The 18105-nt window shown below is 62.0% G+C and carries 16 protein-coding genes; 5 read left to right on the forward strand and 11 right to left on the reverse strand.

Annotated elements, in window-relative coordinates; translation table 11 throughout:
* Position 1 precedes the first annotated feature (1 nt).
* Both ACFPWW_RS19805 and ACFPWW_RS19810 read right to left on the reverse strand, forming a co-directional pair.
* Positions 2-886, reverse strand: a complete 885-nt coding sequence (locus tag ACFPWW_RS19805; RefSeq protein ID WP_377313019.1) for a dihydrodipicolinate synthase family protein — start codon at positions 884-886, stop codon at positions 2-4.
* Positions 887-1243: 357 nt separating this feature from the next.
* Positions 1244-2848, reverse strand: a complete 1605-nt coding sequence (locus tag ACFPWW_RS19810; protein ID WP_377313020.1) for a GH39 family glycosyl hydrolase — start codon at positions 2846-2848, stop codon at positions 1244-1246.
* Positions 2849-3226: 378 nt separating this feature from the next.
* Between ACFPWW_RS19810 and ACFPWW_RS19815 the strand changes: the two genes are divergently transcribed.
* The 5 genes from ACFPWW_RS19815 to ACFPWW_RS19835 all read left to right on the forward strand — a co-directional run bounded on the left by ACFPWW_RS19815 (position 3227) and on the right by ACFPWW_RS19835 (position 8976).
* On the forward strand, positions 3227-5128 hold the full coding sequence (locus ACFPWW_RS19815) for an ABC transporter substrate-binding protein (protein WP_112571144.1): 1902 nt from the start codon (positions 3227-3229) through the stop codon (positions 5126-5128).
* Positions 5129-5194: 66 nt separating this feature from the next.
* Positions 5195-6199 carry an ABC transporter permease gene (locus tag ACFPWW_RS19820; protein ID WP_112571142.1) on the forward strand — a complete coding sequence of 335 codons (1005 nt, stop codon included), beginning with the start codon at positions 5195-5197 and terminating at the stop codon, positions 6197-6199.
* A 5-nt stretch (positions 6200-6204) separates the two neighbouring features.
* Positions 6205-7062 (forward strand): ABC transporter permease, encoded by an 858-nt coding sequence (locus ACFPWW_RS19825; protein WP_112571140.1) that lies wholly within the window; start codon positions 6205-6207, stop codon positions 7060-7062.
* Positions 7063-7066: 4 nt separating this feature from the next.
* Positions 7067-8101 carry an ABC transporter ATP-binding protein gene (locus ACFPWW_RS19830; RefSeq protein ID WP_112703058.1) on the forward strand — a complete coding sequence of 345 codons (1035 nt, stop codon included), beginning with the start codon at positions 7067-7069 and terminating at the stop codon, positions 8099-8101.
* Complete coding sequence (locus ACFPWW_RS19835) at positions 8098-8976, forward strand: ABC transporter ATP-binding protein (RefSeq protein WP_377313021.1); 879 nt, start codon at positions 8098-8100, stop codon at positions 8974-8976. Before ACFPWW_RS19830 ends, ACFPWW_RS19835 begins: the two co-directional genes overlap by 4 nt.
* A gap of 40 nt (positions 8977-9016) precedes the next feature.
* Here the strand turns inward: ACFPWW_RS19835 and ACFPWW_RS19840 are convergent, their stop codons facing one another.
* The 9 genes from ACFPWW_RS19840 to ACFPWW_RS19880 form a co-directional block, all read right to left on the reverse strand.
* Positions 9017-10168: an alpha-hydroxy acid oxidase gene (locus ACFPWW_RS19840; protein ID WP_112753115.1), complete on the reverse strand. Its 1152-nt coding sequence runs from the start codon at positions 10166-10168 to the stop codon at positions 9017-9019.
* Positions 10169-10377: 209 nt separating this feature from the next.
* Positions 10378-11058: a spermidine synthase gene (locus ACFPWW_RS19845; RefSeq protein ID WP_377313022.1), complete on the reverse strand. Its 681-nt coding sequence runs from the start codon at positions 11056-11058 to the stop codon at positions 10378-10380.
* 132 nt (positions 11059-11190) lie between these two features.
* Positions 11191-12090, reverse strand: a complete 900-nt coding sequence (locus ACFPWW_RS19850; RefSeq protein ID WP_377313023.1) for an ABC transporter ATP-binding protein — start codon at positions 12088-12090, stop codon at positions 11191-11193.
* On the reverse strand, positions 12087-12890 hold the full coding sequence (locus ACFPWW_RS19855) for an ABC transporter ATP-binding protein (protein WP_377313024.1): 804 nt from the start codon (positions 12888-12890) through the stop codon (positions 12087-12089). Before ACFPWW_RS19855 ends, ACFPWW_RS19850 begins: the two co-directional genes overlap by 4 nt.
* Positions 12887-13765, reverse strand: a complete 879-nt coding sequence (locus tag ACFPWW_RS19860; RefSeq protein WP_113412808.1) for an ABC transporter permease — start codon at positions 13763-13765, stop codon at positions 12887-12889. Before ACFPWW_RS19860 ends, ACFPWW_RS19855 begins: the two co-directional genes overlap by 4 nt.
* A 1-nt stretch (position 13766) precedes the next feature.
* Positions 13767-14744 (reverse strand): ABC transporter permease, encoded by a 978-nt coding sequence (locus ACFPWW_RS19865; protein WP_112756324.1) that lies wholly within the window; start codon positions 14742-14744, stop codon positions 13767-13769.
* A gap of 59 nt (positions 14745-14803) precedes the next feature.
* Positions 14804-16450 carry an ABC transporter substrate-binding protein gene (locus ACFPWW_RS19870; protein ID WP_112756322.1) on the reverse strand — a complete coding sequence of 549 codons (1647 nt, stop codon included), beginning with the start codon at positions 16448-16450 and terminating at the stop codon, positions 14804-14806.
* 44 nt (positions 16451-16494) lie between these two features.
* Positions 16495-17517, reverse strand: coding sequence for a glycoside hydrolase family 3 N-terminal domain-containing protein (locus ACFPWW_RS19875; RefSeq protein WP_112756320.1), 1023 nt, complete (start codon positions 17515-17517; stop codon positions 16495-16497).
* A gap of 25 nt (positions 17518-17542) precedes the next feature.
* Positions 17543-18022 carry a GNAT family N-acetyltransferase gene (locus ACFPWW_RS19880; protein WP_112703067.1) on the reverse strand — a complete coding sequence of 160 codons (480 nt, stop codon included), beginning with the start codon at positions 18020-18022 and terminating at the stop codon, positions 17543-17545.
* Positions 18023-18105 lie beyond the last annotated feature (83 nt).

The raw sequence follows: 18105 nt of genomic DNA on the forward strand, positions 1-18105 counted from the left end.
GCTACGCTGCCTTTGTGCGGAAAAGTGCGTCAAAGGCAAGGGTAAGCTCGCGCCGACCGTCAGCCGAGATCGACGTCAAGGGCGGGCGAACCGCAAGCCATGTATCATCGCCCGTCATCTTTGACACCATGACTTTCACCGCTGGCGTGACGGGGTGCTTGAGAAGCTCTGCGACAAAGTGTTCGACGCGCGGATCGTCATGGCCATCGACAGCCATGGCGCGGACTTCGTGCGGCGCGAAGTTTGCCATGCCGGAAATCGCGCCCTGACCGCCCATGCGCACACCCTTGGCGAGGTGGCGCTCGTCACCGATCAGAATGATGAGGTCGCCGTGCTGGCGCAGCAGCGCTTCGGTATAGGGCCAGTCACCGGACGAATCCTTGACGCCTGTGACGACGGAGGGGAAGGCCTTTCGCAGACGGCTGACCAGATCGACGCTCAACGCGACCATCGTTACTGAAGGAATGTTATAAACCAGCACGTCACGCGCCGTATCGCCCACACGCGCAAACACATCCGCAAACCAGGCGAAGATGCCGTCGTCGCTCACATTCTTGAAATAGGAGGGTGGGGCAAGCAGGATATTGCGCACGCCCTTCGACAAGGCCTGCGAAACCTGCTCCGCCGCATCTTCGGCGGCATCGACCAGCACGCCGACGACGATCTGCCGCGGCTGGATGCCGGCGGCGATGAAAGTGTCGAGGATGCGCTGCCGCTCCTGGCTGCCGATGGAGGCGCCTTCGCCGGTCGTTCCGAACAGCGTGACGCTGGCGCAGCCCGAATCCAGGCTCCCCTTTGCCTGAGCGAGCATGACCTCGGCGGCAATCGCGCCGTCGTCTTCAAAAGGCGTCGCCAACGCGACCGACAAACCAAACCCCGTCACCAATAAATCTCCTTCATGTCAGTATCGAATGGCTAACATGTCAGTTGTCGACTGTAAACCTTTTTGTCGTGAATGGCAGATGTCGAGGTGAGGGCTGTGGATTGTCGGGGCAGATTGCCGCCGCGTTCAGGGGGGCATTGCCGGTGCGGCCGCGAACAGGCCGGTATGTCAGGGCGCATTACGATGTGGCGCGCGACAGGCCATGTGCGGCAAAGGCGTGGATCGGCCGGCGGACGGTCTATCTTTCCGTCAGCGAACGGCTGTCGCGGTGCGCGGGATCAAGGGGAAGGGCGCTTGTCCGATCTCTTCGGGGATCAGGGAGCGCAACTTGGAGGGTTGCGCTCCCTTTGGCCTGCCGTCTCACCAGTCCAGGCGCAGGAGAGACACGCCCTGACGCGGCAGGGTGAAGTTGAGACCGATCCTGCCGTCCCTGACGGAAACCGATGCCTCGCTGCGGATCTCGGCGAGTTTGCCTGAGGCTTCGAGCCGGGCGTAGTCGGCGCCCCCGATATCCTGCGGCTTGCCCATTTCCTTCCAGACGCGGAAGGAGTTGGAATGCTGCTCGTCCATGCGGAAGTGTTTCAGCGAGGCCGGCCGGCTGCCCCATCCGTCGATGGAAAGGCTGACATTGGCGGCCGGGCCAGCCTCGTCGTCATCGTGATAGTGCCAGACGAGAACCGAGACTCCCTTGTCGTCGCGCGTCGCCACGACGTTGACGTCGGGCTTGTCGCGAACGCCGTGGCTCATGATGTCCTCGATGTCGCGGCGATAGTCGCTCTCCGATTCCAGCCATTCGCCGCCGAGCTTGCCGAGCATGCGGAAGCCGTTCAGTACGGCCTTGTCGATGCCGTTGGTCGCGAGATCGCGGAAACCGTCGAAATAGGGCTGGTCGTCAAAGAGGAAGGCCCAGGTCACCGCGCCCTCGATTTCGATATTGGCGCGGCGCGAGAGTTCGTATGTGCGGATCATGCTTTCGACGACATAGACGCCGTAGAGCGGGCCGTTGCGGTAGCCGTTCTGCGGGTGGACACGGGCCGAGCAGGCGGCGCAGCCTTCCGGATCGGATTCGCCGATGATGACGGGCAGGTGCCGAAGCTCCGGGAACTCGTTGATGATGGCAAGGTTGGTCTCGATGTCGCGCAGCTGTTTGTGCAGGCCCATGCGGACGTGCCCGTCGAAAATGACGGGATTGCCTTTGGCGTGGAAGGCGATGAAATCGAGCGGCGGCTTGTTCTCGACGACATGGCGCAGGAAGGCGCGCAGAAAGGTCTGTGCCTTTTCGTTGGCAAATGCTCCGCACGTGTGCGGGCCGCCGACGCGTGCCTTCGGCAGGGCGCGCTTTACGGCGCGGGCACTCGCATCATACATGGCGCAGAATTCCGGGATGGTGCCGGTCCAGTAGTGACCGTCAGGCTCGTTCCAGACTTCCCACGGCCAGGAGGATACGACGTCCTCGCCGTAGCGATCGGCCAGATGCCGTGCCCAGGCCTCGATCAGGTCGCCCCATTTCTTCAGGTCCTTCGGCGGCGCGGTCCAGCCGGTCGTGATCGTCGCATATTTGTCGGCCGGCTCCCAATGATGCTTGTAGGGACCGTCGAAATCGGAAAGCGCTTCGGGCGTGAAGCCGATCTGGATCAGCGGGACGTTGCCGGCCTCGACATAGGCGTCGAAAATCTGGTCGATGATGGTCCAGTCATAGACCGGATTGCCGTTTGCATCCTCTGTATAGGCATTGGTCGAACCCCATTTCAGGGCCGGCTTGCCGTCGCCGCTGGTCAAAAGATTATGCGCGCGGATGCGCGGCGCGACGGGGCTGAGCTCGGTCAGCTCCTTCAGAAGCTTCTTTCCGTGCGGCGAATATGTGTAGTTCGGCTCGTCATAACCGAACCAGTTCCACAACGGTTTGTAGGGTCCGGTCGGTCTTGCGGCGTGAACGTTGATGGTCACGTCATGGGAACTCGTCATCGTCTTTCCTCTTGAACGGTCATGCCTCAGCCTCCTCCCGAAGGCCAACCGACCAATGTGGTGATGAGGTGCGGCTGTCTTGGGAGGGTGCCGCGCTCGTCGCAAAAGCTATGCGAAATGGTCATTTTGTCAATAATATAAAAAATGACACTTTCCGGAAGATGGAAAAAATGCCGAAATTGCGAGAGTTTTTTGACATTCTAAAAATTTCTTGTTGCCGTCAGGTGAAAAATTGTCGATAACTGCTGAGGCGAAGCTGGACGTCCGGAGGAGTCATAAGGGTCGTCTGACCCCTATGCGGACGCTTTCGCCGGAACGCGATCGATAACGGACTACGGGAAGCGCCCGCGCCTGCGGGCCAAGGAGGAGGAGCGCCCGATGAAGTTCCCTAGATTTGCAATGATTGCCCTATTGTCTCTCGCCGCTCTGCCTGCCTACGCGCAGGATTTCATTGCCGGCATTCCGCGTAACGAAACGCTGATCATTCAGGGCACGCCGCAACAGAATGCAGACTGGTTCAACGTCTGGGCGCCGGGCGGCGGCGGGGCGGCCAATGTCAACGGCCTGCAGCAGCTGACGACCGACACGCTGTGGTTCATCAACCCGGAGGGCGGCCCTGACGCCTGGCAGAATGCGCTGGCCAGCGAACCGCCGGCCTATAATGCCGATTTCACCCAAATGACGGTCAAGCTGCGCAAGGGCATCTATTGGAGCGACGGCGTCGAATTCACCAGCGACGACGTGGTCTATACGGTCCAGACGCAGATCGACCATCCGGGCATGTCCTGGAGCGCGCCCTTCACCGTCAATGTCGCCAGCATGGAAAACCCCGATCCGCAGACGGTGATCTTCCATCTGAAGAAGCCCAATTCGCGCTTCCACACGCTGTTTACCGTGCGCTGGAACGCCGCCTGGATCATGCCCAAGCACGTCTTCGAAAAGGCCGGCGATCCCCTGGCGTTCAAGAACAATCCGCCGGTCTCGCTCAGCGCCTATGTGCTGCAGAGCTACGACAAGGCCGGTAACTGGACCATCTGGAAATTGCGCGACGACTGGCAGCGCACCTCGATCGGCATGGCCGCCAAGGAGCCGCCGCAGGTCAAATATGTCGTCTATCGTGCCGCCGGCAATCCGGAAGCCCGGGTCATCGAGCAGCGCAATCACAATCTCGACGTCATCAACGACATGGCGCCGGAAGGCATGTTCGCCATGATGCGCGACAGCAAGAGCGTTGCCGCATGGCTCAAGGGCTTCCCCTTCGCCCATCCGGATCCGACCCTGCCGTCCGTGCTGCTGAACACCAAGAAGCCGCCCTTCGACAACAAGGATGTGCGCTGGGCGCTCGCCCTGATGATCGATATCCGCGCCGTGGCGCTCGGTTCCTATCGTGGTGCGGCCAATCTCGCCGCGCTCGCCACGCCGCCCACCGGTTCGGCGCCGGACGATTATTATGCGCCGATGCAGGACTGGCTCACCAATTTCGAGCTTGATACCGGCAGCCGCAAGATCAAGCCCTATGATCCCAATATCTCCACCCAGATCGCCGCCATGGTTCGCGGCCAATGGGGCGACCAGATCCCGACCGATCCGAAACAGCTGCAGCGCACCTTCGGTTTCGGCTGGTGGAAGCAGGACGTGCAGGCCGCAGCCGAACTCCTGCAGAAGGCCGGTTTCAAGAAGAGCGGCAATCAATGGCTGAAGCCTGACGGCACGCCGTTTACGATCCGCCTGCAGGTCGAGGGCGATGCCATTCCCACGCTTGCCCGTGCCGGCACGGTCATTGCCCAGCAGTGGAGCCAGAACGGCATTGCCACCAAGGTCGATGTTGCCGGCCCGACCAACGGCCAGCGCCTCAGCACCGGCGATTTCGAAGCGGCGATCTACTGGAGCATCGAGACCTGGGGCGGTCATCCGGATCTGTCCTTCTTCCTGGACAGCTATCATTCGGAATTCATCAAGCCGCTCGGCCAGATCCAGCCGCCGCGCAACCTGCAACGCTGGCAGGATCCGCGCCTCGACCAGATCATTGCGAAAAACCGGTCGATCGCCTTCGACTCTCCCGATGTCGTCAAGGTCGGGCAGGATTTCCTGAAGCTCGCCGTCGAGGAGATGCCGATGATCCCGCTGATGGCCTACAACAAGTTCGCGCCGTTCGACACGACCTACTGGACCAATTATCCGAGCGCCGAAAACCCCTATTCCGCCTCCGGGCCGAACTGGTCGAATATCCGCTACATGGTGACGGGCCTGAAGGCCAATCCGGACGCTCCCAAGAACTGATCGCGTCGATATGGGGAGTGGCCGGGCAACCGGCCGCTCCCCTCATGCTTTTGGAGGGTGAATGCCATGAATGGCTTTCTGATCTATGCGGGCAAGCGTTTCCTGCAGTTCCTTTTCGTCGTCTTCACCGGCATCACGCTTGCGTTCCTGATCGCGCATTTTTCGCCGGTCGATCCGGTGGAGCAGACCGTGTCGCTTCTGACGAGCTTCGGCTCGACCGATCCGCAGGCGGTCGAAATCCTGCGCCAGTCGCTGCGGGAACTCTACGGAACGGGCGGCCCCCTCCTCGACCAGTATTTTACCTTCTGGGGGCGGGTGCTGACCGGTGATTTCGGTCCGTCGCTGTCGTCCTTCCCGACGCCGGTCATGACCGTCATCGGCCGCGCCTTGCCCTGGACCGTCGGCCTTTTGACGCTCGCAACCATCATCGCCTGGATTATCGGCAACCTGCTTGGCGCCCTTGCCGGCTATTTCCGCAACAGCCGGCTGCTCAAGCTGGCCGGCATCGTCATCATGGCGCTGCAGCCGATCCCGACCTACATTATCGGCCTCAGCCTCGTCATCCTCTTCGGCTTCATCTGGCCGATCCTGCCGATCAGCGACGGCGCGCAGGTCAATCTTGCGCCGGCCTTCAACTGGGCCTTCATCAGTTCGGTCATCGAACACGGCATCCTGCCGGCGCTGACGCTCGTGCTCGTCGGCATCGGCGGCTGGTTCATCTCCATGCGTTCGCTCGTCTCCAACATCGTCACCGACGATCATGTCGTCTATGCCGAGCTTGGCGGGGTGCGTTCGCGCAGCATTTTTTCGCACTATGTGGCGCGCAACGCCATGCTGCCGCAGGTGACGGGACTGGCGCTCAGCCTCGGCAACGTTTTCGGCGGCGCCGTCATCGTCGAATTCGTCTTCAACTACCCCGGCATCGGCAAGCTGCTGATTTCAGGCATCTATTCCGGTGACTACAGCCTGGTGCTCGGTGTCACGACGATCGCCATCATTGCTGTCGCCTCCGCCGTCTTCGTGATCGACATCATCTACCCGCTGATCGATCCGCGCGTGAAACTGGGATAATTGCGATGTTCAAGATCCTCAGAGACCTGCTCCGCTACAATCACGAATTCCTGTTCGGGACGATCCTGATCCTGGTCATCGTCGGGCTGATCGTCGCCTCCTTCTTTTCGCCCTATGACGAGAACGCCATCTATGTCGTGATCCCCGACATGCCGCCCTCGGCCGAGTTCTGGTTCGGCACGACGTCGCGCGGTCAGGACGTCTTCTGGCAGATCGCCGCGTCGCTGCGTAACACGCTGCTCTTCGGCATCATCGTTGCCGTCATCAGCCGCCTCATCGCCCTCGTCGTCGGCCTGGTCTCCGGCTACATCGGCGGGCGCACGGACCAGATCATCATGGGCATCAACGATACGCTCGGCGCACTGCCCAATATCCCGATCCTGCTTCTTCTGGTTTTCGTGCTGCGCGACCAGATGACATGGTCGATGCTGGCGATCGTCGCAGCCCTGCTCGGCTGGACGCATGACAGCCGGCTGATCCGCTCGGTGGCGCTTTCGCTCCGCCATCGGGAATTTACGCGCCATGCCGTCTTCTCCGGCATGCGCACGCCGCAGATCCTGATCCGCGAGCATCTTCCCTATGTCATGCCGATCGTCTTCTTCACGACGATGAACAACCTGATCTGGGCGATCGGCCTGGAAGTGACGCTCTCCGTGCTCGGCTTCTCCGACATCAACCGGCCGACGGTCGGCGGCATGATCTATTGGGCGAACGCCCATTCCGCCATGGTCGCCGGCATCTGGTGGTGGGTGGCCTTTCCGATGCTCTTCGTGGTGATCCTCTTCCTTGGCCTCTTCATGCTCGCCATGTCGGTCAACGAATATATCGATCCCCGATCGCGGCTTGCCCGGATGGGAGCTTGAGACGATGCAGAACCTTTTGAGGAAAGCACCTTTGACCCTCGTCGAGAATTCCCGGGACGCGCTGACGATCGACGGGCTGAAATGCTATTACGTCAACGATTATTTCGGAGTCCGGCGCGAAATCCGCGCCGTCGACGATATCAGCCTGACGGTGCGCCGTAACGAAATCTACGGCATTGCCGGGGAATCCTCGAGCGGCAAGACCTCGCTGATCAAGACGCTCGCCGGCGCCATCCGCCCGCCGATGCGGGTGGTCGGCGGCAGCGTCAGTTTCAATTTCGACGGCAGGCCGATCGACGTCTACGGTGAGCCGCAGAAGATGCGGGCCGCCCGCTGGCGGCATCTTTCCTATATCATGCAGGGGTCGATGAACGTGCTGAATCCGGTTCGGCGCGTGAAGCACGCCTTCAACGATTTTGCCGCGCGGCATATGGGCCTGGATGCAGCCGCCTTTCGCCAGCGCGTCGAGGCGCATCTTGCCCGCCTGCAGCTCGACCCGCACGTTCTCGAAGCATTTCCGCACCAGCTCTCCGGCGGCATGCGCCAGCGGCTGACCATCGCGCTCGCGACCGTCTGCGAACCGGAATTCATCATTGCCGACGAGCCGACGACGGCGCTCGACGTACTTGTGCAGCAGGATGTTCTCGCGCTGATCAAGGAGGTCCAGATGCGCATGCAGGCCTCGGTCATCTTCGTGACACACGACATGTCCGTTCATGCCGCGATCACCGACCGGCTGGCGATCATGTATGCCGGGCGGCTGGCCGAGGAGGGGCCGACCCAGGCAATCTTCGACAATCCGCAGCATCCCTATACGGTTCACCTGATCGGCAGCTTGCCGCGCATCGGCGATACGAAAACCAGAAAGAGCCTGCAGGGCAAACCGCCGGCGCTTTCCAACCCGCCGACAGGATGCCGCTTTCATCCGCGGTGTCCGATTGCGATCGAGAGGTGCTCGAAAGAAGTGCCGGCCATGCAGCCGAGCGCGACGGGCGGGCGTGTCGCCTGTTTCAGGGCAGGGGAGTACAAGATCCAATGAGTGGCGAACACCTTCTCCAGCTGGAAAGCGTCAGCAAGTTCTTTCCGATCGGGGGCTTCTTCTCGCGCGCCAGGATGACGGCGGTCAGCGACGTCAGTTTCGTGCTCGAGGCTGACAGGCCCGAGATTTTCACCATCGTCGGCGAATCCGGCTCCGGCAAATCCACGCTTGCCAAGATGATCCTCGGCAGCGAGACGGCGGATCGTGGCACGATCCGCTTCTATGGCGCCGATATCGGCGATATCCGCAGCCGCAAGGCCCGTGAGGCCTTCATGACCAAGGTTCAGCCGGTTTTCCAGAATCCGTTCGAGGCCTTCAATCCGCTGACGCGCATCGACGAATACCTGTATGCCACTGCCTATCGCTTCAAGGGCGCCAAGAGCCGCGCCGACAGGGAGGCGCTTGCCGATGTGGCGCTGCAGCGGGTCGGCCTCTCCATTGCGGAGATCCGCGGCCGCTATTCGCACGAATTGTCGGGCGGCCAGCTCCAGCGCATAGCGGTGGCGCGAGCTCTCATTCCCGAACCCAAGCTCATCGTCGCCGACGAGCCGGTCTCGATGGTGGACGCATCGCTGCGCATGTCGATCGTCAATCTCTTCCGCGAGTTGCGTGATGCGCTGAAAGTTTCGATCATTTACATCACTCACGATCTCGCTACCGCTTATTACATCGCCGACCGGGTCATCATCATGCGCAAGGGCGTGGTGGTCGAAAGCGGCGATGCGCGCACGGTGCTCGACAATCCGCAGCACGAATATTCGATCGCCTTGAAAAACGCGGTGTTGCCGCCCGATCCGGGCGAGGCATCGGCAATCATCCGCCAGCGCCAGCAGAATGCCGGCGCATTTGCGCCTCGCGAGATCGTCAACGCCTGAGAGGGCCGCGCCCAGATGGGGTGCGGCGATATTCTCGCTCTCAGGAGGCGCGGAAACGCAGGTTGCCGGCCGAAAGTTCGCTGACCGAGGAGCAACCCATCAGCTTCATACCGCGCTCGATTTCCGTTCGCATCTGCAGCAGCGCCCGCTCGACGCCGGCCTGGCCGGCAGCCGCAAGCGGGAAGAGATAGTAGCGACCGACACCGACAGCCTTGGCGCCGAGCGACAGGGCCTTGAGCACATGCGTGCCGCGCTGTATGCCGCCATCGACCATGACGTCGATCCTGTCGCCGACGGCATCGACGATTTCGGCCAGCTGGTCGAAACCGCTGCGCGAACCGTCGAGCTGACGCCCGCCGTGATTGGACAGCACGATGCCGGTGCAGCCGATATCGATGGCGCGCCTGGCGTCCTCGACCGTCATGATGCCCTTCAGGCAGAACTGCCCGCCCCAGGTCTTGACCATTCCGGCCACATCGTCCCAGTTCATGGCGGGATCGAGCATCTCGGTGAAGTAGCGGCTGATCGACATCGTGCCGCTGCCCATATCCACATGGCTGTCGAGCTGCGGCAGGCGGAATTTTTCATGGGTGAAATAGTTGATCGCCCAGGCCGGCTTGACGGCGAACTGCGCCATGCCTGAAAGATTGAGCTTGAAAGGGATGGCAAAACCGGTGCGCTTGTCGCGCTCGCGGTTGCCGCCGGTGATGCTGTCGACGGTCAGCATCATCACCTGCACGCCGGCCTGCTTGGCCCTCGCCATCATTTCGTTGTTGAGGCCGCGATCCCGGTGGAAATAGAACTGGTAGACCTGCGGCCCGCTGCTGATCTGCCTCGCCTCTTCCAGGCTGATCGTGCCGAGCGAGGAAACGCCAAACATCGTGCCGAACTTGCCGGCGGCATGGGCGACAGCGCGCTCGCCTTCGTGATGAAAGAGCCGCTGCAGCGCCGTCGGCGAGCAATAGACCGGCATGGCGAGCTTCTGGCCCATGACGGTGACGGACATATCGACCTCGCTCACGCCGCGCAGCACGCTCGGCAGGAGATCGCAGCTTTCGAAGGCAGACGTATTGCGCCTGTAGGTCACTTCGTCGTCCGCGGCACCGTCGATATAGTTGAAGATCGGGCCGGGCAGGCGTCTCTTGGCCAAGCGGCGGAAGTCATGAAAGTTGTGGCAATCTGAAAGGCGCATACTTCTATCCAATCGAAGGCTGGCGCGTCAGCTTCCAGCCGATGAAAGTCCGCGAGACCTCCTCGTCTTCGCGATCCCTGGCTTATGGGATACGATTATTATCGCACCAATCTCAAGCTCTCTCGGGTCCGCTTTCGTCCCCCCTGCCTGAGAAAGATGCATTTTGTTGCCGGGCGGCCATGAGGATGGGATCGGCCGTGGATCGGCGATCAGCGGCCGGGCTTGATTGCGAGCCAGATGACGTGCCGCGCGCCGCCGCGTTTGCCGTTGGCGCGCGTATTGACGGCATCGACTGCAAAACCGCTATCCTTCAGCCGGCGGGTGAAGGAAGTGTCAGGACCCGACGACCAGACGGCAAGCACGCCGCCGGCCCGCAAGGCTTCGCGGGCCGATTTCAGGCCAGCATAGTCGTAAAGCCGGTCGTTGGATTTGCGGGTCAGGCCGTCAGGACCGTTATCGACATCCAGCAGGATGGCGTCATAACCGGCTCTTCCCGCACGGATCGCCTCACCCACGTCGCCCTGATGGATCGAGACGCGCGGATCGTCGAGGCACCCCTTGAAGACCTCTGCCATCGGACCGCGCGCCCAGGCGACGACTTCCGGGATCAGTTCGGCAACGACGACGCTGGCATCCTCGGGCACAATGGCAAGGGCAGCGCGCAGGGTAAAACCCATGCCGAGCCCGCCGATCAGGATCTTCGGCTTGGGATGCGATCTGATCCGCTCGAAGGACAGGGTGGCGAGCGCTTCTTCCGAGCCGCTGAGGCGGCTGTTCATCAGTTCGTTGGTGCCGAGCATGATGGAAAATTCACTGCCGCGCTGCTTCAGCCGCAGTTGCCCGCCTTCGCCGGGAATGGTCGCGGAATCGAGCTGGATCCAGGGAAGCATGGCGGTTCGTCTCGCTGAAAGGGACCGTCCCCTAGCATAGTGTGACGGTCGGGGCCAGCAAGCCTTGCCAGGAGCAATTCCAGCGGAACTGTGCAGCCGTTTCGCGTCCGGAATTGCGTCGAAACAAAAAAGCTAGATCATGCGCACGAAATGATCCGGCTCATGTTCCACCACCTGTTCCTGCGGCGCGGCGGAACGGCGGCGGATATCGTCCACCTCCTGCGGCTGCAGCCGCGTGCGCGGATCGTCGAAGCGCACGTCCGGATCGGGGACTGCCGAGAGCAGCAGGCGGGTATAGGGATGCAGCGGATTGTCGATCACCTTGGCCGTATTGCCCCATTCGACGATCTGGCCGGAATACATGACGGCGATGTCCTCTGCCACATAACGGGCGGTGGCGATATCGTGGGTGATATAGAGCAGGCCCAGATTCATTTCCTTCTTCATCTCGTTCAGGAGATTGAGGACGCCGAGGCGCACGGAAACGTCGAGCATCGAGGTCGGCTCGTCGGCGACGATCACTTCCGGCTGGGCTGCAAGCGCGCGGGCGATGTTGACGCGCTGGCGCTGGCCTCCCGAAAGCTCGTGCGGGTATTTCGACGCCACGATATCGGGGTCTAGCTTCACGCGCGCGAGCAGTTCGCGCACCGTCGCGCCGATCCGGCTGCCGCGAATATCGGGCCGATGCAGCTTCAGCGGCCGCTGCAGATGGTGAGCGATCGTGTGGGCCGGGTTCAGCGAGGCGAAGGGGTCCTGGAAGATCATCTGCACGGAACGCCGGTAGCGGGCGATCTCGTCCGCCTTGGCACCTTCGACGGGCCGGCCCTTGTAGAGGATCTGTCCTGCGGTCGGCGAATATTCGCGCATCGCCATGCGGGCGCAGGTCGTCTTGCCGCTGCCGGATTCGCCGACGAGCGCCAGCGCGCGGCCGGCATGCAGCGAAAACGAGATGGCACGGGCGGCGTGAACGGTGGAAGCGCCGTGGCCGAAGGTCTTGGTGACCTTGTCGAGGGCGAGAATGGCATCGGTCATAGCAGCACGCCTCCGTGAAGCGAGGGGAAGGAGGCCCAGAGTTTCCGGGTGTAGTCGTGCTGCGGCGTCTTGTAGATCGCCTCGGCACCGTTCTGCTCGACGAGCTTGCCCTGGAGCATGATGCCGATGCGGTCGCAGAACTGCACCATCAGCCCGAGATCGTGGGTGATGAAGAGCACGGAGAAGCCGAACTGTTTGCGCAATTCGTTGATGCGCTGCAGGATTTCCCGCTGCACCACCACGTCGAGCGCCGTCGTCGGCTCGTCCATGACGACGAGTTTCGGATCGAGCGCCATGCAGATGGCGATAACGATACGCTGGCGCATGCCGCCGGAAAACTGATGCGGATAGTTGCGCATGCGATCCGGCGCGATATCGACGAGCCGCAGCATTTCGGCCGTGCGCTCGCGCGCCTCGGCCTTCGTCATGCCCTTGTGGGTGCGCAGCACGTCATAGAACTGATCCTCGATGCGCAGCACCGGGTTCAGCGAATTCATGGCGCTCTGGAAGACCATGGCGACCTCGCGCCAGCGAAAGGCGGCGAGCGCCTTCGGGTCGAGGTCCAGCACGTCACGGCCGGCAAGCAGGATCTGGCTGCCCCTGCGGATCAGCGCCGGCGGCTTGTGCAGGCGGCTGATGGCAAAGGCAATCGTGCTCTTGCCGCAGCCGGATTCGCCGGCAAGGCCGAAGACTTCGCCCGGCGCGACGTCGAAGCTGACGTCATCGACGGCGCGAAAATCCTTTTCCTCGCCGATATAGTCGATCGTGAGGTTCTTGACCGAAAGCAGCGGCTGGTTCACAGGCGACCCTCCCCGGCGCGGATGAGCAGGGACCAGCGTTTCAGATGATTGCCGGTGCGCAGCCGCGGATTGGCGATCTCATCGACGGCGAAGTTGAGGAGCGACATGCCGATGCCGAGGAAGGCGAGTGCGAAGCAGGGCGTGAGAATATCCCACCAGGCGCCGACTGAAAGCGCCGAGGCCTTCTGCGCGTTGTAGAGCATGGTGCCCCAGGACACGACGCGGGGATCGCCGAGGCCGAGGAATTCCAGCGTCGCTTCGGTGATGATCGCGAAGATGACGCTGCCGATGAAATTGATGCCGACGATGGAAATCACGTTGGGGAAGATCTCTGACGTCATGATGCGCCATTGCGGTTCGCCCATCATCTCGGCCGATTTGACATAGTCCTTCTGCTTGACGGAGAGCGTTTCGGCGCGCGTCACGCGCGCACCCCAGGCCCAGGACGTGGCGCCGAGGATGAGGGCGATGACCAGCGGGCTCGCCTGGCCGATAAAGGCTGCGAGGACGAGCAGCAGCGGCAGGTTCGGCACGACCAGCACCATGTTGGTAAAGAAGCTGATGACCTCGTCCGTCTTGCCGCCGCGATAGCCGGAGATGATGCCGAGCGCGGTGCCGACGGCGGTGATCAGCAGGCCTGCGCCGAAGCCGACGGCAAGCGAAGTGCGCGCGCCATAGATCAGCCGGGCAAAGACGTCCTGGCCGATGCGCGTCGTGCCGAGAATGTGTTCGGCCGACGGCGGCTGGTGCGGACGGCCCGTGCGGGCGGCGGGATCGTAATGCGTCAGAAGCGGCGCGGCGATCGCCACGATGACGATGAAGGCGATGATGGCAAGGCCGATCAGCGCCTTGCGGTTGCGCAGAAGGCTCTTCATCTCACGCTCCCTTCAGCCGCGGATCGAGCAGCACGTAGCTGACATCGACGATGAAATTGGCGATCAGCATGGTCGCGGTCATGATGAGAAGCTGTCCCTGAATGACGGGATAATCGCGGGCAAGGATCGCCTGATAAAGGATGTTGCCGAGACCCGGATAGTTATAGACGACCTCCGTCACCAGCGAGCCGCCGAGAATGGTGCCGATGGCGATCGCGAGGCTCGAGACGGTCGGCAGCAATGCGTTGCGGGCCGCATACCAGAGCATCACGTGCCGGTCGGAGAGGCCCTTGGCGCGGGCCATGACGATATAGTCTTCGCCGAGCAGGTTGATCATGTTGTTGCGCATGGTCACGGTAAAGCCGCCGACCAGCACGGTGCAGAGCGTGATCATCGGCAGGATGCCGTGATAGGCGACGCTTCCGATATACTGGAGGCTGAAGGCCGGATCGAGCGAGGGATCGGCCGCATAGCCGTTCGGGAACCAGCCGAGCGTGAAACCGAAGAAAAACAGCACGATCAGGGAGGTGACGACGGCCGGTACCGATGTCGCGAAGATCGCGCCGATCGAGACAATGACGTCGAATTTGCTGCCGCGCCGCCAGGCGGCGACGATACCGAGGAAGGTGCCGAGCGCGAAGCTGATGATCGTTGCCGTGCCCATCAGGCCGACAGTCCACACCAGCGCGTGGCCGAGAACAGATGTGACCGGCAGGGGGAAATATTTGATCGAGCGGCCGAGATCGCCGGTGAAGATGCTGCCGAGATAGGTGAGATATTGCTGCCAGAGCGGCCCATCGACGAAGCCGAAGGTGAGCTTCAGCGCCTGCAGGCTTTCCGGCGGCAGTTCGGCGCCCGCACTCGAAAACATGATGCGCACGGGATCGCCCGGCATCAGCCGGGGCAGGAAGAAATTGATCGTCGCTGCCGCGATGAAGGCCGCCAGGTAAAAGGCGAGGCGGCGAAGCAGAAAGGCCATGGGGACTCCGTCAAAACAGGAGCGGCGCCTGCCGCGCCGCTCCCGCCTTTGCTAATGGCTTACTTGACCGGCTCGAGCGCCAGCAGGTTCAGGAGACGTGCCGGGTTGGTGCGCGAGATGGACGGATTGACGAAGGGGTTTTCCTTCGTGGACCAGCCGGTGAAGCGCTTGGTGTTGTACTGATACCAGTTCGGATTGTTGAAGACCGGAATGACAGGCATGTTTTCGGCAACAATGCGCTGAGCCTTGTTCATCGCTTCCTTCTGCTTGTCGAGATCAGCCGTGTGGGTGAACTGGGTCACCAGATCTTCCACTTCCGGGCTGAACCAGCGCTGGGCGGTGAAGCGGGTCTTGCCCTTGTCCGAAGCGCTGAAGGCGCGCTTGTAGGGGTAGTAGGGCGAAGCCGATGCCGGCAGACTGTTGATCGCCGCATCGAACTTGCCGTCGATGAGGTCGGAGGTCCAGACGGCTTCTTCCGGCGTCTCGATCTTGGCATCGATGCCGACGGCCTGCATGCCCTCGATGGCGATGTTGACAGTGTCGATCCAGTCCGTCCAGGCATTCGGAACGATGATCGAGAAGGAGATCTTCGAGCCGTCCGGATTGTCGCGCAGGCCGTCGCCATCCTTGTCGACATAGCCGGCTTCGTCGAGCAATGCCTTGGCGGCATCGGCGTCATAGGCGCCGAACTTGCCGAAGTCGGCCTTGACGGACGGGTCCGCCCAGCTCTTGTAGAGTTCGCCCATCAGGCCCGGGTCTTCGTTCAGCGTCGGATAGCCGTAGCCGGCAACATCGATCATCGTCTTGCGGTCCAGCGCCATGGAGACCGCGCGACGGAACTTCACGTCGTTGAAGGCCTTCTTGTTGCCCTCGTTGGAGGTTTCGAGGTTGAACAGGAAGGCGACCATGCTGCTCGGCGAATACCAGTAGTGATAGTGGGCCGGATCCTTCGATACGTAGACATTGTCGATATCGGGAATGAAGGAGACGCCCCAGTCGAGCGTGCCGTCGGCGGTCGCGGCCAGGATCTGGTTGTTGTCCGCAAGCTGCGGGAAGCGCATGCAGTCGATCTTCAGGTGCTCGGCATCCCAGTAGTTCGGGTTGCGGCACTGGTCGTAGGTCTGGCCGGTGAAGCGCGGCACTTCCGTCAGCGGGCCGCTGCCGACAGGGTTTTCGTTTGCATAGGTGACCGGATCGGCAACGTCCTTCCAGACATGCTCGGGCACGATCGGCAGCTGCGACAGCTGCTCGGCGGCAAGCGAGCTTGGGTTGGCGAGCGTGAAGCGTACCGTCTGGGCATCGACCGCCTGAACGTCGGTGATGAAGGTCCAGATGCTGACGAAGTCGAGCGCCGGGAACTTCTTCAGATAGTCGTAGGTGAACTTGACGTCGGCAGAGGTCAGCGGCTGGCCGTCCGACCACTTCAGGTTCGGGCGCAGCTTGAAATCGATGCTCTTCAGGTCGTCGGAAAGCTTGAAGCTTTCAGCCAGGCGATAAACCGGCTTGTTGCTGTCGAAGCGGTTGAAGATGACCAGCGGCTCGTAAATGAAGTCGAGCGTCGATTGGCGCGACGAGGTCTGGTTGAACGGGTTGAAGTTGCGCACCCAGGTCGTGGCCGGCTCGATATTGGCCGTCAGGATGGTCTGCGCCATGGCCGAGCCTGACAGCATGGTCAGAGCGGCAGCGGCCAAAAGATATTTCTTCATGTCAAATTCCCCTTTTCTTATGCGGTGAAAAATAATGGCGCCGGTCAGGAGACCAGCGCGCTTGCAAACATGGCTTCGACCTCCGCGTGGGCAGCGCGATAGTCGATCCTGAGATTGCCGAGGCGAGCCTGGCCTGCGGCGATACGCTTCTGCGCAGCCTCGGTCAGCGGGCGCGCAGCCTTGGCAGCAGCTTCGCTTTCCTTGAGGTCGCCGTGGCTGTGCAGGGCGATGTCGAAACCGGCATCGAGAACCTGGGCGACGCGTTCCGGCAGGGTGCCCCGCAGCGACTCCATGAAGATGCAGTCGGAAATCAGGACGCCGTCATAACCCATGTCGTTGCGGATCACGTCATGCATGATCGGCGAGATGGAGGCCGGAAGCTCGGCATCGTAAGCGGAGTAGACGACATGGGCGACCATGGCCCAGGGCGTATCCTTCAGCGCTACGAAAGGCTTGAAGTCGGTGGAAACGAGCGTCTCGCGCGAGGCATCGACGACAGGGCGCTCCTTGTGGGAATCGAGCGTGGCGCGACCGTGGCCCGGAATGTGCTTCATGACCGGCATGTTGCCGGTCTCGAGCAGGCCATCCACGACTTCGCGGCCGAGGGCCGCGATGAAATCCGGATCCGGACCGAAGGAGCGGGCGCCGATAACAGCGCTCGTCGTCTCAAACACGAGGTCGAGAACCGGCGAGCAGCCGCTCGAAAGGCCGAGTTCGCTCATCATCGCGCCCATCGCCTGGGTGGAAAGACGCAGTGCCTTCTTGCCGAGGTCGAGGTCGCGGCGTGCAAGCTCGGCGAACTGGCCGAAGCTGCGGAAGAGCGGCCAGGGGCCGGCATCGAGATGCTGCACGCGGCCGCCTTCCTGGTCAGTGAAGACGGGCGCATCGTCGCGGCCGACGGCCTCGCGGAAACGCTCGATCAGGATCTTTGCCTGTTCCGGATTGCGCAGGTTGCGGCGACCGACGAAGAGGCCGAGCGGATTGGTCTCGCGGAAGAGGGCGAATTCGTCGTCCGAAAGCGTCGGATTGGGAAGGCCGACGAAGAGAGCGAGCGGGGTCGAGGACACTATTTCAAACTCCGGTATCAGATGATCATTTCGGCTGGCTTCGCAGCATGCCTTCGTAAATGCCCTTGTCGGGGGCGTGAATCTCGACCGCGCCGGCGGTCTTGACGTAGAAATCGACGGGGCCGGCATCGCCGATGAAGGCATAGGCGTGCCCCAGCGTCTTCATGGTCTGCAGGCAGGCGGAAAAGAGGGCGAGGCCGATGCCCTTGCCGCGCGCTGCGGGATCGACGCCGGTCGGGCCGAAGAAGCCGCGGGCGGTCGTGTCGTAACAGGCAAAGCCGAGAAGTTTGCCGTTCTCGACGGCGATGAGACAGGCGACAGGCTGGCGGGAAAAGGCGACCGCCACTTCGCTCGCCCAGTTTTCGCTGAAATGTTCGCGCACCCAGCCGATGACGACGTGAAGTTCCGGCGGCAGGGCCGGGCGGATGGTGATGCCGACGGAGCCGGCTTTGCCTTTCAGTTCGGCGAGCTTTGCGGAATATAAGCTCACAAGCAGGTCCGACACCCGAATTCCTCCAATTATTCCGTTATTGCGGAATGTATCCCCTTTTAATGAGATAGCTTTGGATATCTGAGCGGCCATGTCAA

Source organism: Rhizobium sp. GCM10022189 (assembly GCF_042656325.1).
Lineage (GTDB): Bacteria > Pseudomonadota > Alphaproteobacteria > Rhizobiales > Rhizobiaceae > Rhizobium.